Consider the following 15,811-nt stretch of genomic DNA (forward strand, 5'->3'; position numbering starts at 1 on the left):
CGGCGCTATGCTCGCCGCCTATGACGGACAACGACGTCGCCGCGGCGATCACTCCAGCCCCCGTCCGCATCGAGCCCGGCCGGGGGGTGCTGAGTCTCGAGCGGGTACGGGTGATCGCGCCCGACGCCGTACCGGACGGTGACGGCCGCTCGGATCCCGGCCTCCGAGCCCTCGCCGCCGAACTGCTGGAACCCGCCGGCATCGCCGTGTCCGGGACGCCGCGGGAGCACTCCCCCGGCGGCACACCACTGGAACTCCGGTTCGAGGACGCCGCCGGGCCCGAGGGCTCCGCGAACCCCGAGCGGTACACCCTTGCGGTGTCCGGCGACGGCGTCGTCGTGACCGCGCCCGAACGGTCCGGCCTGCTCCACGGCCTGCGCACCCTGCGCCAGATCGCGGGCGCCGCCCAGGCGGCGGGACACCCGGGCGAGCTCCCGGCCCTCGTCGTGCACGACGAGCCGCGGTACGGCTGGCGCGGGCTCTCGCTCGACATCGCTCGGCACTTCTTCGGTCCCGACCACCTGCGCGCCGTCGTCGACCTGCTCGGCCAGTACAAGCTGAACCGCCTCGGCCTGCACCTCACCGACGACCAGGGGTGGCGCCTGGAGATCCCGTCGCGTCCCGACCTCGTGGCCCGCTCCTCGCACAGCGCCGTCAACGGTGACCAAGGCGGGTACCTCAGTGTGGCCGACTACGCGGAGCTGCAGGAGTACGCCGCCGCGCGCGGCGTCGTCGTCGTGCCCGAGATCGACCTGCCCGGGCACGTCAACGCCGCGACGCACGCCTACGGCGAACTCACCCCGGACGGCAGGCCCACCGAGGTCTACGAGGGCATCGAGGTCGGGTTCTCCCGGCTCTACCTCGACCTCCCGACCACGGAGCCCTTCCTGCGGGACGTGCTGGGCGACGTCGCCCGCATGACCCGTGGCGAGTGGGTGCACTTCGGCGGCGACGAGGTGCACCGGATGGCGCCCGAGGAGTACCTCGGGTTCGTGGAGCTGTGCCAGGAGATCGTCACCTCGTCCGGCAAGATCCCTGCCGCGTGGCAGGAGGCGGCCGGTTCCGGGCACGGGGACGCGGAGACCGCCGCGGCCGCGCTCGCGGCGGCCGGTGTCGGCGCAGGCGTCGGCGCAGGAGCCGGCGTCGGCGCGGCGGCCGAGGTCGGCGGGGCGGGGACGGCGCGCGCCTCCGCGGGCACCGCCGGCTCCACGGCGAACGGCTCGACGACGGACGGGAGCTCCACCGCCGCCGGCCCGGCCGGCCCGGACTCCGAGACCTCCCCGGTGCGGGCCGGGACGGTGCTGCACTACTGGGACACCCGCGCCGGGTCGGAGGCCTTCCTGCGTGCCGCCGAGGCCGGTGCGCGGTTCGTGATGGCTCCGGCGGAGCGCACCTACCTGGACATGAAGTACACGCCCGAGCACCCGCTGGGACTGCACTGGGCGGGGTTCGTGGAACTGCGCGACTCCTACGACTGGGACCCCGGCACGACGATCGACGGGCTACCTCCCGAGGCCGTCGACGGCGTCTCGGCCTGCGTGTGGACGGAGACCCTGGTCACCCGGGACGACCTGTTCTCCATGCTGCTGCCCCGGCTCGCGGCCGTGGCCGAGGCGGCCTGGACGCCGCGGGACGCCCGGGACTGGGACTCCTTCCGGCGGCGCATCGCGACCGAGGCCGCGGCCTGGCGCCGGGACGGCGCCGCCTACCACCCCACCCCGCAGGTGGACTGGTAGCGGCTCCCCGCAGGTGGACTGGTAGCGGCTCGGAGTCGGCTCAGTCGACCGTGACCAGCAGCGGAGGCGCGGGGTCGGACGGCGGCACCGCACCCGCCGCCGGGCCCGCCCAGCCCGTCGCCGCGCGCTCGGGCAGGTTCGACGCGATGTCGTACCACACGCCGGTCGCCGTCGTGCCGCCGCCGGCCGGGCCCGCGGCGGCGAAGACGGTGGCCACCTCCGCGCGCGGCTCCAGGGCGCCACGGTCCGTGACCGACGCCGCCCTCGACTGATGCACCACGACCATCGACTGGGGAAGCCGCTGCGCGGACACGATCCCGGCGACCCGGTCCACCGCGGCCTGCAGTTCCTCGACCGAGACCTGTCCGCCGAGCTCGGCACCGTTGCCCGCCAGCCGGAACTCGGGATGCAGGGCGAGGCCCACACCCGGCGTCGCGAGGAGGGACTCGAGCGGACCGATCTGCTCCGCGAGGGGCCGGTTGCCCGGCACGACGTCGAGCAGTACCAGGGCACCGGCCTCACGCAGCGCGGCCACCGCGGCCGTGAGGTCCTCGACCGGCAGAGGAGCGACGTAGTCGCCGTCCTCCCCCGGGCTCGATGCCTTCACGCTCGCGGCGAGCGCGACGACCGGGACACCGCCGTAGGCGTCCGCCGCCGCACGAGCCTCGGCGGCGACGGCGGCGATCTGGGCCGGGTCGGCCCCGGCGGGCACCGTGAACGACGTGGCGACGTACGTCTCACCCGCCAGACGCTGTGTGCCGTGCGGGTAGGTGACTCCCCCGCGGGCGGCGTCGACCTGCCAGGCGAGCCGGTCCTGGTCGGTGAACCCCGGGCCGATGGCGACGACGCCGAGCGGGTCGGCCGTCGTGATCCGGCTGATCGCGTCCTTGCGCGCGCCGGGATCGCCGCCGGGAACCACGAGCGGTACCGCGCCGGCCGCACGCGCGGTCCCGATGGCCGCCTCCTGGCCGTCCGCCGGGTCGATCAGCAGCATCACCTCGGAGAGCTGATCCGGGTCCTCGGCCTCGGGGACCTGCTCCCGCAGGGCTTCGAGCCGCGTGGGGTTGATCATCCCGGCCTCGGGCAACCGCACCTCGGTACCGGCCGACGACGAGCGCGTGCCGCCCGTCCCGACGGCCGTTCCCTTGCCACCGGGCTTCACGGACTCGACAGCCTCCTCGGCCGCCTCGCTCACCGCGTCCGGATCGAAGCGGACGACGTCGAGATCACCCGCCAGGGATGCCGCCGCGGCGACGTCCTCCTCGTCACCGACGACGACCATCGCCTCGGCACCGAGTCGCTCGAGCTCGTTGCGCAGGCCGTCGTCGTCGATGACGCCGCCGTCGAGCAGCACCGGCGCGGCGAGCGCCTCGCCGGTCGCGGCGGCGGTCATGCGGTCGGCCCCGTCGTCGACGGCAGCGAGCACGACCACGGGCGAGCGCTCGAAGAGCGCCTGGCTGGCGTGGAGGGCGAGTTCGGAGGAGTCATCGGAGACGAGGGTGAGCACGCCGCCCTCGGGGGCGCGGACCGCGGGCGGAGGTTCACCCGTCGAGGCGCCCGAGCCCTCGGCGCTGGGCACGGAACAGGCGCCGAGCATGGTGGCTGCCAGAGCGGTGACCAGGGCGGAGGCCGCGATGCGAGTACTGACGAATCGGGCGTTCCGGTGATCCACGCGACATATCTTCGCGCACTCTGCGAAGGCGGGTTCCCGCGACAGGTGAATTGTGAGTGAAAGTTCGCGCGGACAAGTCAGATTCCGCGCGCCGGTCAGCGTCGCAACGTCAGATGCGTGACCTCCGGCGTGTGGCGCACGCGGGTCTCCGTGAACTCGATGGGCGGGACCCCGTCGAACACCCGCGTCCCGCCGCCGAGCGTGAAGGGCACGACATGCAGCCGCAGCTCGTCGACGTGCCCGGCGGCGAGGTACGCGTTCAGGGTGGTGGCGCCGCCCGCGATCGCCACGTTCCGCTCTCCGGCGGCCGCCCGTGCCCGCTCGAGGGCGGGCTCGATGCCGTCGGTGACGAAGTGGAACGTGGTGCCGGTCATCTCCAGCGGCTCGCGCTCGTGGTGGCTGAGCACGAAGACCGGCGCGTGATAGGGCGGCTCCTCACCCCACCAGCCGCGCCAGCCGAGGTCCCAGGCTCCGCGTCCGGGCGAGAACATGTTGCGGCCCATGACGAACGCCCCGGCGTCGAGGATCGCGTCGACCTCGGCACGGTGGTTGTCCCCGTGCTCGAACATCCACGTGTGCAGGCGCTCGCCCGCGAGCTCACCGAACGGATGGTCGAGCGACTGGTCGTGGCCCGCCGAGACGACGTCCGTGGACACGCTGATGTCTGCCGTGACGATTCCCATGCCAGGTACGACGACGGACGCACCCGGGACTCATCGGTCGCGGCGGCACCCGCCGCGGGGCCGCGGCGACCGGACCCGCGGTTTCCGGCCCACGCCACCGGCGACAAGCCGGGAGCGGCGGCCTAGGCTGATCGGGCCGAGGACGGGACGGTGCACGCGCCGCCGCCGTCGTGAGCGGCCATGGACACGTCGCGAGGAGAGGATGCACGGATGAGCGTCACCGAGCAGGCAGAGGTCGTCGTCGTCGGGCTGGGGGTCGCCGGGGAGGCCGTCGGCGGTGCGCTCGCCAGGGCCGGCCTGGACGTCGTCGGGATCGAGGAGAACCTGGTGGGCGGTGAGTGTCCCTACTGGGGCTGCATCCCGTCGAAGATGATGATCCGTGCCGGGAACCTCCTCGCCGAGGCACGGCGGGCTCCCGGGATGGCCGGCGACGCGACGGTGACGCCCGACTGGGCGCCCGTGGCCCGGCGGATCCGGGAGGAGGCCACCGCCGACTGGGACGACACGGCCGCCGTCGACCGGTTCACGGACGCCGGGGGACGGTTCGTCCGCGGGCGGGCGGAGATCCTGGGACCCGACCGCGTGCGTGTCGGTGACACCGAGTACGTCGCGTCCCGTGGCCTGGTCGTCGCCACGGGCACGGAGCCGGTGGTCCCGCCGATCGACGGGCTCGCCGGCACCCCGTTCTGGACGAACCGTGGTGCGATCGAGGCCGAGGAGCTCCCGGCCTCGCTGATCGTCCTCGGCGGGGGTGCGATCGGCCTGGAGATCGCTCAGGCCTACGCCCGGTTCGGTGTGGAGGTCACCGTGGTCGAGGCGGCGGAGCGCCTCCTGCCCATGGACGAGCCGGAGTCCTCGGAGCTGGTCACGGACGTCCTGGCGCGGGAAGGGCTGACCGTGCACGCCGGCAGCCCGGTCACCCGTGTCGCGTACGAGGACGGGGGCGGTTTCGTCGTCACCGCCGACGGCGTGTCCGGCGAGCTGCGTGCCGAGCGGCTGCTGGTCGCCACCGGGCGGCGGCCTCGCCTCACGCCCGAGACGCGTGCCGCGCTGGGCGCCGCGCCGCGCGGGGAACTGGTGGACGACCGGCTGCGGATCGCCGACCGCGTCTGGGCGATCGGCGACGTGGCGGGCAAGGGCGCGTTCACCCATGTGGCCACCTACCACGCCGACATCGTGACACGCGAGGTCCTCGGCCAGGAAGGACCGGCCGCCGACCACCACGCTCTGCCCCGGGTGACGTTCACCGACCCGGAGGTCGGTGCCGTCGGGCTCACGGAGTCGGCCGCCCGTGAGGCGGGACTCACGGTGGCGACGGGGATCCAGCGGGCGTCGTCGACCACTCGCGGCTGGATCCACAAGGCCGGCGGTGACGGGTTCGTCAAGCTCGTCGCCGACGCCGAGGCGGGGCACCTGGTCGGCGCCACCGCAGCCGGGCCCTACGGGGGCGAGGTGCTCGGCATGCTGGCGCTGGCGGTCCACGCCCGGGTCCCGCTCACCACGCTGGAGTCGATGATCTACGCCTACCCGACCTTCCATCGCGGCATCCTCGAGGCGCTCAAGGACCTGCGGTCGGCCGGCTGACGACGCCGCCTCCACCAAAGGTCGTAAGCCGATTTCCGACCTCCGCCAGTCGTGCGCGGCAGGGCCCGGCGGCGACGCTGGGTGCACTCGAACCAAGCCCTCTCGCGGGCCGAGCGCATCCAGGAGGATCCATGTACCCCACCACCATCGAACGCCGTCGGGCATCCGGAGGACGACCATCTCTCGCGGTCCGGCTCGCCGGCGGGCTCGGCATCGCCGCGTTGCTCGCCGCGACCGCCGCGTGCGCCGGCGGAGGACCCGGCCCGTCCGACGACGGCTTCGGCGCCTCGGTACCCGGAGCGTCGGGGACGACGGAGAGCGTGCCCGTCCCCGAGGACCTCTCCGCCGAGAACGTCGACCGCTGGCTGGACGACAGGCTGCCCCCGGCCCTGGAGGCCAACGGGATCGCCGGCGCGGCGGTCGCCGTCGTGCACGACGGCGAGATCGTCACCGCCCGCGGCTTCGGACATGCCGACACGGGGGCGGACGGCGGCACCCCGGTGGAGGCCGGTGCCGACACGCTGTTCCGTACGGGCTCGGTGTCCAAGATCTTCACCGCGACCGCCGTCATGCAGCTCGTGGAGCGGGGCGAGCTCGACCTGGACGTCGATGTCTCCGAGTACCTCGACTTCGAGATCGAGCGGAACTTCGACGCCGACCTCACCCTGCGGCACCTGCTCAGCCACACCCCTGGTTTCGAGGAGCGCATCGCGGGCCTGATCGGCTCGGGCGACGAGCCCGCGGACCTCCGGCAGTCCCTCGTCACCGATCCGCCCGAGCAGGTGTACGCCCCCGGGACCACACCCGCGTACTCGAACTACGGCAACGCGCTCGCCGGGTACATCGTGGAACGCGTGAGCGGGGAACCGTTCGAGGACTACCTCGACCTTCACGTCTTCGAGCCGCTGGGCATGGATTCCTCGACCTTCCGCCAGCCCCTCCCGGAGCACCTGCGCGACAGGGTCTCGCAGGGCTACGCCGACGCGTCGGGGCCGGCCCAGCCGTTCGAGATCGTCGGTTCCCCGCCCGCCGGCGCCCTCTCGTCCTCGGCGAACGACATGGCGCGGTTCATGCTCGCCCAGCTCGGCGCGGTAGCGGAGGAGGACCTGCTGCTGCGCGACGAGACCCGGGAGCTGATGTACTCGCCGGCGCTGACGGAAGCCCAGCTCGGCAGCTTCGCCGGCGCCCAGCGCATGACCCTCGGACTCTTCCAGGAGGACCGGAACGGTCACCGCATCGTGGGCCACGGCGGCGACACCCAGTACTTCCACTCCCACCTGCAGCTGTACCCGGACGACGGCGCGGGGATCTTCGTCTCCGTGAACAGCTCCGGCCTCGACGCGCTCAAGACCCACGAGCTGCGCACGGACCTGCTGGAGGACTTCGCCGACCGCTACTTCCCCGCACCCGGCGCCGCCGGTGACACCGCCGGCGGCGACACCGCGGGAACCGACACCGCGGGAACGGGAGCCGCTCCGGAGTCCTTCGACGCCGCCACCATGCGCGAGAACGCCGAGCGCCTGGCCGGTACGTATGCCGCCGCGCGCGGGTTCCACAGCACGTTCCTCTCCGTGCTCGACCCGGTCATGGGCTACGAGCTCAGCGCCCGCGACGACGGCCGCCTGGCCATGAACCCGGACCCCGGCACCCAGCGGCCGAGCGTCTACGAGCAGATCGGCGACGACGTGTGGCGGGAGGTCGACGGCGAGCGCAGGATCGCGGTCCGGACGGAGGGCGGCAGGGTCACCGGCATCACGCACGACGCCGCCTTCACGATCCTGCCGGTCGACGGCGAGCGCCAGGTGGCCCTCCCGATCCTCGCGGGCGCGACCGCGGTGCTCCTCCTCGCTCTCCTGGCCTGGCCGGCCGGCGCGATCCGGCGCCGGCTGCGCGGCCGCCGGGCCGTCGCGCGCGACGGGCACGGCGAGGACAGCGGGTACGACGAGCGCCGCTGGCGGGTGCTGACCCGGGTGGGTGTGGCGAGCGCCCTCCTCGCCGTGGCCGGCTGGGTGGCGGTCGTGCTGGCCGTCATGGGGCTCGTGGAGGTACCGGCGGTGGTGATCCGGGGCGTGCAGGCGCTCCAGGTGATCGGCGCGCTGGGCATGGTCCCGGCGATCGTCCTGCTCGTCGGCCGGATCCGGCGCCGCGCCCGCTGGCACCGGATCGCCGGGGCGGCGGTGACGCTCCTGGCGCTCTCCGCGGTGACGAACTTCGCGATCATGTTCCGCTTCCTGTCCCCCGACATCTCGTACTGAGACGGACAGGGCGAGTGGACAGAGCCGAGTGGACCGACCGGCCGAGACCGGTTGAGACAGGATGAGTCCCGTGCAGTCATCTCCCGAGGAACGCCGGATGCGTCGGCAGGACGCCGTCCTGGCCGCCGCCGTCACCGTGATCACGCTCGGAGTGGTCCTGGCCATGGTGCGGCTGATCGCCCCCGATCCCGCGGTCGGTCTGTCGTCCGCGCAGTCCTGGGCGCTCGGTGTCCTGTCGTGCGCCCAGGCTCCGTTCCTCGCCCTGCGCCGGACCTGGCCGGTGGCGACACTGGTCGCGGTCGCGGTGTGCCAGGTGGCTCTCGTCGCGGTGGCACCGGAGGTGATGTCGCACGGGATCGCGCTGCTGGTCGCGGCGTACACGATCGGGGCGCACGCGCCGGTGCGAGCCGCGTTCGCGGTGATCGTCCCGGCCGTGCTGCTGCAGGCGGCCACAGCCGCGATCGCGGCGTGGGGACTGCCAGGAACGTCGGCGATCGTCGTGAGCCAGGCGGGCTCGGCGGCGCTGGCCTACGGGGGCGCGGCGCTCGTCGGCAGCTACGTCGCGAGCCGTCGTCGGGAACGTGAGCTGGAACGGATGAGCGCACGGGCCCAGATCGCGGCACAGCGCGAACGCGCCGAGACGGCGGTGGCGGCGGAGCGCGGCCGGATCGCACGCGAGCTGCACGACGTCGCCGCCCATCACCTGTCGGGGATGATCGTCCAGGCGGCGGCCGTCGGCAGGCTGATCGGTCGGGACGACGAGGCCGCCCGCTCCGGCGCCGCGTGGATCCGCTCGCAGGGCAAGGCCACCCTGGAGAACCTGCGGCAGGTGGTGGGTCTGCTCCGGGACGACGCCGGCGTGGACGGGAACGCACCGGTGCCGGGTCTGGAGGCGCTTCCCGTGCTGGTGGCGGAGGCTCGGCGGACCGGGACGGACGTCGTGCTCGAAGAGACCGGCGAACCCCGGCAGCTTCCGCCGATCGCGGACATCTCGTGCTACCGGATCGCCCAGCAGGCGCTGACCAACGTGCGGCAGCACGCACCGGGCGCCACGGCACGTGTCCGGCTCGCCTACGGCCCGCGGGACGTGGCGCTCGAGGTGGTCAACGGCCCGGCCGCCGCCTCCCCTGCCGTTCTGGCGGCAGGCGGGGGCTCCGGTCTGATCGGCATGCGGGAACGCGCGGGCCTGATCGGTGCGGACCTGGCGGCCGGCCCGGCCGGCGACGGCGGCTGGCGGGTCCACCTCCGGCTGCCGGTCCCGGACGACGGCGGGCGGGCGCGTCAGGACGTCGGTGGGCGGGCGGAGCAGACGCACGCTGGGCGGGCAGACCAGACGCACGGCGAGCAGGCGGACCGGCAGCACGGCGAGGAGACGGGAGACCGACGGTGATCAGGACGCTGCTGGTGGACGACCAGGCGGTGGTGCGCGCGGGGTACCGGGTGCTGCTGGAGGACGCCGGCGACATCGAGGTGGTCGGGGAGGCGTCGAACGGGCCGGCCGCGATCCGGGAGTCGGCCCGCCTGCGCCCCGACGTGGTCTGCATGGACGTGCGGATGCCCGGAGGCGACGGGATCGCGGCGACCCGGCAGATCCTGGCCGCCGCGAACACGGTGGAGGTGGACGGCACGGGCCCCGGAGGCGGCGGTCCCGGGGGCGGTCCGGCGCCCGCGGTGCCCGCGGTGCTCGTGGTGACCACCTTCGACCTCGACGACTACGTGTTCGGGGCCCTCGAGGCCGGCGCGAGCGGGTTCCTCCTCAAGGACTGCGAGCCGGAGGAGCTGATCACGGCCGTCAGAAGGCTCGCCGCGGGCGACGGCATGGTGGACCAGGCCGTGACGCGGCGGGTCATCACCGAGTTCGCCCGCCGGACGCGCAAGGCCCCGGCAGAGCCGGGGCCGGCTTCCGCGCTCACCGAGCGCGAGACCGAGATCGTGCGGCTGCTGGCGAACGGCATGTCGAACGCCGAGATCGCGCGCGAGCTGTTCGTGGAGACGAGCACGGTGAAGTCGCACCTGGGCCGCGCGATGACGAAGATCGGCACACGCGACCGCGTGCAGACGGTGGTGTGGGCCTACCGCCACGGGCTCGCCGGCGAACGCCCGGCGCCGATGGCGGTGCTGGGAGTCCGATACCGAAGTTCGGCGCCGGGAGTCCGGTACCGGGAGCGGGGCACCGGAAGTCCGGTACGTGCCGCTCAGTTCTCGGTCACGGGAACTCGACCACCTTCGAGGGGATCGTGTCCGTGCCGGAGGTCGGCGCTCCGGTCTCGTTGATGACGTGGGCGTACTGGCCCATGCCCCCGAGAGAGACCACCTGGACGTGGTGGAACCTCACGTCCGGGTGCACCGGCGTCTGGAACCCGTGGTCCTGCACGATCGTCGGGTCGGACGTGTAGTTGCAGTAGGAGCCGAGCGCCCACGCCTCGTGCGAGGTGACGTGGTCGGCGACCTTGTAGGCCGCGTACCCGACGATCCCGTCGTGGGTGATCGCCTCCTCGTTCGGGGCGTCGTACGCCTTCTCGTTCTGCAGGAAGATCGTGCGGCCGCCGTTGCCGTTCCAGAGCACGTCGTACTTGTTGAAGTGCTCCACGAACAGGCCGGTCGCCAGGACGTCGTCGCCGTTCACGACGAAGCCGTAGTCGGACCGGTTGGTCTCCCAGCCGACGCCGGCCCCGTGGTCCGCACGCCAGATCCACGTGTGGTCCACGAGCACGTCGTCGCTGTTCACGACGACGGCGTGGGTGGCCAGGCCCGGTCCGGCACCACCGACACGAGCGAACACGTCCTGCACCGTGGTGCGGTCGTCGCTGTGGTCCGCCGACGCGCCCGGCTCGCCGATGCGCAACAGGTTCTCGGAGTTCTGCGGGCCGGCGTCGATGAGGAAGCTCGCCAGCCGCACGCCGTCGACGTCGGCCACGTGCATCGCGTCGACCCCGCCCACGGGGATGATCGTCGCGTAGCCGAGGCCGAGCACGATCGTGCCGGGCCTGGTCACCTCGATCGTCTGGTCGACGTGGTGGATGCCGGGTGTGATCAGCAGGTGCAGGCCCTGGTCGAGGGCCGCGTTGATGTCCGCGGCCGTGTGCTCCTCGCGCACCACGAAGAACTCGCTGAGCGGGATCGACTCACCCCCGGCGTTCGCGGGCCAGCTCACCCCTCGGCTGTCGGTGCGCTCGGCGGGGTTCCACACCGCGTACTCGTCGCCGTCCAGGTAGAGGAACGGCTTCTCGCGTGAGATCGGCGTGGTGTCGAGCGTGGTGTACGGACCGTTCGCGAAGTTGGTCGCCGGGGCACCCTCGACACCGGTGAACGTCATGTTCCAGACGCCGTTGACCCAGCCGCCGACGGAGGAGTCCCGCGTGAACCACTGCTGCTGCGAGTACGGCCCGACGGCTCCGTCGATCTTGCCGTCCGCGATGTACCCGCCGGACGCCCAGCCGTAGCCGTTCGGCGCCAGGTTGAGCCCGCCGAGCACGTGGATGCGCCGGAACGGTGCCGCCTGGGCGACGGCCCAGCGGTTCGTGCCGCTCACCGGGTTGATCGAGAGGTTCTCGGCGGACCGCCAGAAGTTCTGGGTCGCGTTGCCGTCGAACCATCCGGCGTCGACCGTGATGTCACCGTTGATCCGCACGTCGTCCGGGTTCAGACCGAGCCCGGAGACCGACGTGTAGAACCCGATCTGGGCGTTGAGGTCGTTGTAGGTGCCCGGCTTGAGCAGGAACTGGTACCGCCCGGTGCCGAACTGGTCGGACTCCATCTCCGCGAACGCCTCGTCGAACTGGGCCTGGACGTCTCCCGTCGAGGGATCCAGGACGTGGACGTTCGGACCGAGGTCGCCGCCGCCCTGCACCGGCGGCTCGCCGCCGTCGTCGTCGGTGACGTGCACGGCGACCTCCCAGAGGGACACGCCCCACACGGTGGCGCGCTGCTCGCCCACGACGCGCACGTAACGGCCCGAGCCCGACACGGCGTGCGAGACGTCACCGCCCGTGGAGTTCTCGACGCGGGTGAGGGTGCTCCACGTGGCGCCGTCGTCGGACACCTGGATCTCGTAGACGCTCGCGTGCGCGGCCTCCCAGCTCAGGTCGACGCCGCAGAGCTGCTGCGGCGACCCGAGGTCGACCTGGATCCACTCGCCGTCGGCGAACGCCGACGACCAGCGGGTGCCGGGGTCGCCGTCGACGGCGGCCGCCGCCGGGAACCCGGCGCCTTCCACGGACGACGCCTCGGCGGGCCGCCCCTCCGCCGCGTTCGTCGTGGCACAGGCGGCCGCGGCACCGACGGTGCCGGCGTCCTTCGAGACCGCCTGCGCCGTGCCCGGCAGTTTTCCGTCGGCCGGCGGGCCGGCGGCAGCCACCGGGGGCAGGAGAGCGGGTGCGGAGACCAGTGCGGCAGCCAGGGCCAGCGCGATCCCCCGTGATCTGTACGTCATGGCAACTCCTCAGGCCCGCGGCACTGCGGGCCAATAGGTTACTTACCTGTCAGTTCGTAAACTGTAACGAACCTCTCCCGCCAGCGATACCCCTGGTCATGCGGGCGCCCTCCGTACGAGCGCCGGGTCAGCGCTCCAGACGCTTCTCCAGGCCGTCGAGCATGACGTCGAGACCGAACTCGAACTCGTCCTGGTCGTCGCACCAGCCGAGCGTCGTGGACGCCTCGTGGGAGAGATGCTCGGCCATCCGCGCGAGGAAGGGCAGCGTCTCGGCCATCGCGGCCATGTCGGCGAGCGCCGCCTCCTCGTCCAGGTCGGTCTCCGTCACGGCGGGCGCCTCGGGTTCGAAGAGCTCGGGCGAGAAGCCGAGGGCACGGGGGCCGAACGCGTGCAGTGCGTGGTGGATGGTGTCGAGCGTGAATCCCCCGGCGGCCAGGATCGCCCCGAACTCGTCGAAGTAGCGCATCAGCGCGGGGCCCATCGTGCCGTGCGAGCTGATCAGGGCGGGCGCCCAACGGTGCTCGAGGAGGGTGGCCCTGGCGGTGAGGATGCGACGGCGCAGGTTGGTGCGCCAGTCGGCAGGGTCCTCGGGCGCGGGAAGCGCGTCGCAGGCGTCGTTGATCTCGGCGACGACGACCTCGACGAGGGAGTCGAGCAGGTCGTTCTTGCCCGAGACGTGCCGGTACAGCGCCATGGCCTCGACGCCGAGCAGGTCGGCGACGGAGCGCATGGTGATGCCCTTGAGGCCGTCCCGGTCGGCGACCTGGACGGCCGCCGCCTGCACGCGGCCACGGTTCAGGGGACGACGCCGGTTCTGTGTCTCGGTCACGTTCGCATTGTCTCCGACGGTTCACCCTCTCCGAGGGCTTGTGGCGCGCCCCGTTTACAAGGTAAACATGTTTACGAGATAAACATCGACTGGAGGACCGGATCGCCATGACCAGTACCGCCCCACCGGGCACCACCACCTCTCCCGCACCGGCCGCCCCCCGCGACGCGGCCGTGGTCGCGGGCACCGCGACGCTCGCCATGGCAGCGGCGGGCATCGGCGCCAACAGCATCGTCCTGGGCATCACCGGCTCCGGCGTCCCCGGGACGGCCGGCCGGGTCGCCGACGGCCAGGCGCTTCTCGGCCTGGCGATCACGGCGTTCCTGGCCGTCGCGGTGCTCGACATCGTGCTGGCCTGGGCCGTGTGGCGGTTCTTCGGCAGCGCCCACCGCGAGCTGCCGGCGCTGGCCGCCTGGCTCCGCGTCTCGTACGCCGCGGTCCTCGCGACCGCCGTCGGGCACCTCGCCACGGCACTCGACATCGCCACGGGGCCCGCTCCCGACGATGCCGCGGCACACGCGGCACTCGCACAGTTCGGGGTCACCTGGCAGCTCGGACTGGTGGTGTTCGCCGCCCACCTCGGAGTCCTCGGCGTGCTCGTCCTGCGCGACCGCGCGACCCCGTCCCTCATCGGCGGGGTCCTCGTCGTGGCCGGGTTCGCGTACGCGGCCGACGGCGTCGCCCGGCTGTTCGTGCCCGACGACGCCGTCCTCCTGACCGTGCTCACGGGCGTCCTGGTGGCCAGCTCGGTGCTGGGCGAGGTCGCGCTCGGCATCTGGTTCCTCGTGCGCGGGGGGCGGTCCCGATGAGCGCGGTCCTCGTGGTCCTCGGTGTGATCGCCGGGACGGCCCTGCTCCTGCTCGCCACGGCGATGACGCTGCTCGTCATCGGCATCCGCACCCAGAACCGGCGGATCCTCGGGGTGGTGCGCCGGTTCAACCGGTCGGTCACCAACCGCGCCCAGCTGCGCACCGCCGGCAAGGAGGGCGCCACGATGGGGCTGCTGCACCACCGCGGGCGCGCGAGTGGCCGCGCGTACGTCACGCCGATCGGGCCCAGCCCCGAGCCAGGCGGGTTCGCCGTCGTGCTGCCCTACGGGCCGGACACCGACTGGCTGCGCAACCTCCGCGCCGCCGGGTCCGGGCTCCTCCGGTTCGACGGCAGGACCTACCGTGTCGACCGCCCCGAGGTGGTGCCGATCGGGGAGACGGTCCTCGTCGAGCGGGAGGCGGCGACGATCCGCCTCTTCAAGGTCGAGAACGCGCTCCGGCTACGCGCCGCCGAGGTCACGGGAAGGGCCGCGGACGAGGCGACACCGGCCCCGTGACGCTCCCGCTGGCAGCACGACCCCGGTCCCGTGGCCCTCCGCCGGCAGCACGACCTGGCCCCGTGACCCTCCGCTGGCAGGGCGGCGGCCCGGCCAGCATTCTGGGAGCCGGACGGGCGGACGGGGGACCGGTGGACGAGCAGAGCCTGATGATGCTGGCGCTGATCACGCTGGCGGCCGTGGCCGCGCCGTTCGTCGCCGACCGCGTCGCACCGTGGCTGAAGGTGCCCTCGGTGGTGTTCGAGATCCTGCTGGGCGTGCTCCTCGGCCCGGCCCTTCTCGACCTGGTGGAGAGGACCGCCGTCGTCGACGCGCTGAGCGACCTCGGGCTCGCCTTCCTCATGTTCCTCGCCGGGTACGAGATCGAGGTCGGGCGTGTCGTCGGCGGGCCCCTGCGGCGGGCCGTGTGGAGCTGGATCGTCTCGCTGGGGGCGGGGCTGGCCCTCGGGCTCGCCGTGGGTGGCACGGACACGGGCCTGGTGGTGGGGCTCGCGCTGACCACCACGGCGCTCGGCGTCGTGCTCCCGCTGGTCCGGGACGCCGGACTCGGAGGCACGCGCTTCGGCGACGGCGTGCTCGCGGTGGGCACGATCGGGGAGTTCGGGCCCATCCTCGCGATCGCCTTCGTGCTCAGCGGCCAGCGGCCCGCCCACACGCTCGCCGTGCTCGGCGTGTTCACCGCGCTCGCCCTCGCCGGGGCGTGGCTGGCCCGCAAGCCCCGCCACCCCCGGCTGGGCCGTCTCGTCACGGCCACGCTCGGGACGAGCTCACAGGTCGCGGTACGGCTCTGCGTGTTCGTGGTGATCGCGCTGTTCGCGGTGACGGAGTGGCTCGGGCTCGATCCGGTGCTCGGCGCGTTCACGGCCGGGCTGCTGGTGCACCTCTTCCTGGATTCGAGCGATCCCGTCGAGGCGCGCGTCGTCGGCTCCCGCCTCGAGGGCATCGGCTTCGGTTTCCTGATCCCGATCTTCTACGTCGTGACCGGCGTCGGCCTGGACGTCCGGTCCTTGTTCTCCGACCCGGCGGTGCTTCTCAGCGTCCCGGTCTTCCTCGTGCTCCTCCTCCTGGTCCGCGGTGTCCCGACGTTCCTCTTCCACCGGCGGGACCTGCCGCGCCGCGAGGCGCTCGCCCTGTCCACGATGGCGTCCACCGCGCTGCCCCTCATCGTCGTGATCACGACGGCCGGCGTGTCGAGCGGCGCGCTCGACGAGGCGCAGGCGGCTGCCCTGGTCTTCTCGGGCGTGGTGTCGGTGCTCCTGTTCCCGGCCCTGGCGGAACGCATCGCCCCAATCC

At 73.1% G+C, this 15,811-nt stretch carries 11 protein-coding genes and 1 pseudogene; 8 read left to right on the forward strand and 4 right to left on the reverse strand.

What is annotated here, in order from left to right; all coding sequences use genetic code 11:
• The first annotated feature begins 20 nt into the window (after positions 1-20).
• The gene (locus J0911_RS19895; RefSeq protein ID WP_207277249.1) at positions 21-1,736 is read left to right on the forward strand and encodes a beta-N-acetylhexosaminidase; all 1,716 of its coding nucleotides are present in this window, start codon (positions 21-23) and stop codon (positions 1,734-1,736) included.
• A gap of 40 nt (positions 1,737-1,776) precedes the next feature.
• On the opposite strand, the gene J0911_RS19900 is transcribed toward J0911_RS19895, so the two are convergent.
• Together J0911_RS19900 and J0911_RS19905 are read right to left on the reverse strand one after the other, a co-directional pair.
• Positions 1,777-3,408, reverse strand: coding sequence for a hypothetical protein (locus J0911_RS19900; RefSeq protein WP_207277250.1), 1,632 nt, complete (start codon positions 3,406-3,408; stop codon positions 1,777-1,779).
• A gap of 95 nt (positions 3,409-3,503) precedes the next feature.
• A complete protein-coding gene (locus J0911_RS19905) occupies positions 3,504-4,091 on the reverse strand; it encodes a dihydrofolate reductase family protein (RefSeq protein ID WP_207277251.1) in 588 nt (195 codons plus the stop codon).
• A 210-nt stretch (positions 4,092-4,301) separates the two neighbouring features.
• Here J0911_RS19905 and J0911_RS19910 point away from each other — a divergent pair, with 210 nt between their 5' ends.
• From J0911_RS19910 to J0911_RS19925, 4 genes and pseudogenes are all read left to right on the forward strand, one after another.
• Complete coding sequence (locus tag J0911_RS19910) at positions 4,302-5,675, forward strand: dihydrolipoyl dehydrogenase family protein (RefSeq protein WP_207277252.1); 1,374 nt, start codon at positions 4,302-4,304, stop codon at positions 5,673-5,675.
• A gap of 131 nt (positions 5,676-5,806) precedes the next feature.
• Positions 5,807-7,930 carry a serine hydrolase domain-containing protein gene (locus J0911_RS19915; RefSeq protein WP_207277253.1) on the forward strand — a complete coding sequence of 708 codons (2,124 nt, stop codon included), beginning with the start codon at positions 5,807-5,809 and terminating at the stop codon, positions 7,928-7,930.
• Positions 7,931-8,000: 70 nt separating this feature from the next.
• Entirely contained in the window at positions 8,001-9,320 is a 1,320-nt protein-coding gene (locus tag J0911_RS21260; RefSeq protein WP_207277254.1) for a sensor histidine kinase, read from the forward strand.
• Positions 9,317-10,018, forward strand: a pseudogene (locus J0911_RS19925) (response regulator); the annotation flags it as partial. The gene J0911_RS21260 and the pseudogene J0911_RS19925, both read left to right, overlap by 4 nt.
• A gap of 118 nt (positions 10,019-10,136) precedes the next feature.
• Here the strand turns inward: J0911_RS19925 and J0911_RS19930 are convergent.
• Together J0911_RS19930 and J0911_RS19935 are read right to left on the reverse strand one after the other, a co-directional pair.
• The gene (locus J0911_RS19930; RefSeq protein WP_207277256.1) at positions 10,137-12,362 is read right to left on the reverse strand and encodes a discoidin domain-containing protein; all 2,226 of its coding nucleotides are present in this window, start codon (positions 12,360-12,362) and stop codon (positions 10,137-10,139) included.
• Between the two features lie 127 nt (positions 12,363-12,489).
• Entirely contained in the window at positions 12,490-13,191 is a 702-nt protein-coding gene (locus tag J0911_RS19935) for a TetR/AcrR family transcriptional regulator (RefSeq protein ID WP_307865192.1), read from the reverse strand.
• A 107-nt stretch (positions 13,192-13,298) separates the two neighbouring features.
• Between J0911_RS19935 and J0911_RS19940 the strand changes: the two genes are divergently transcribed.
• From J0911_RS19940 to J0911_RS19950, 3 genes are all read left to right on the forward strand, one after another.
• The gene (locus J0911_RS19940; protein WP_207277257.1) at positions 13,299-14,000 is read left to right on the forward strand and encodes a DUF4386 domain-containing protein; all 702 of its coding nucleotides are present in this window, start codon (positions 13,299-13,301) and stop codon (positions 13,998-14,000) included.
• Positions 13,997-14,518, forward strand: coding sequence for a PNPOx family protein (locus J0911_RS19945; RefSeq protein WP_207277258.1), 522 nt, complete (start codon positions 13,997-13,999; stop codon positions 14,516-14,518). Before J0911_RS19940 ends, J0911_RS19945 begins: the two co-directional genes overlap by 4 nt.
• 131 nt (positions 14,519-14,649) lie before the next feature.
• Positions 14,650-15,811: cation:proton antiporter (locus J0911_RS19950; RefSeq protein WP_207277259.1), on the forward strand; the 1,162-nt coding region annotated here is incomplete at its 3' end.

This window comes from Myceligenerans salitolerans, assembly GCF_017349295.1.
Classification (GTDB): domain Bacteria; phylum Actinomycetota; class Actinomycetes; order Actinomycetales; family Cellulomonadaceae; genus Myceligenerans; species Myceligenerans salitolerans.

Excerpts from the sequence above, each read along its gene's own strand:
- J0911_RS19940 (WP_207277257.1), top strand. The coding sequence starts at position 13,299 with ATGACCAGTACCGCCCCACCGGGCACCACCACCTCTCCCGCACCGGCC.
- J0911_RS19945 (WP_207277258.1), top strand. The coding sequence starts at position 13,997 with ATGAGCGCGGTCCTCGTGGTCCTCGGTGTGATCGCCGGGACGGCCCTG.
- J0911_RS19895 (WP_207277249.1), top strand. The coding sequence starts at position 21 with ATGACGGACAACGACGTCGCCGCGGCGATCACTCCAGCCCCCGTCCGC.
- J0911_RS19910 (WP_207277252.1), top strand. The coding sequence starts at position 4,302 with ATGAGCGTCACCGAGCAGGCAGAGGTCGTCGTCGTCGGGCTGGGGGTC.
- J0911_RS19930 (WP_207277256.1), bottom strand. The coding sequence starts at position 12,362 with ATGACGTACAGATCACGGGGGATCGCGCTGGCCCTGGCTGCCGCACTG.
- J0911_RS19905 (WP_207277251.1), bottom strand. The coding sequence starts at position 4,091 with ATGGGAATCGTCACGGCAGACATCAGCGTGTCCACGGACGTCGTCTCG.
- J0911_RS19915 (WP_207277253.1), top strand. The coding sequence starts at position 5,807 with ATGTACCCCACCACCATCGAACGCCGTCGGGCATCCGGAGGACGACCA.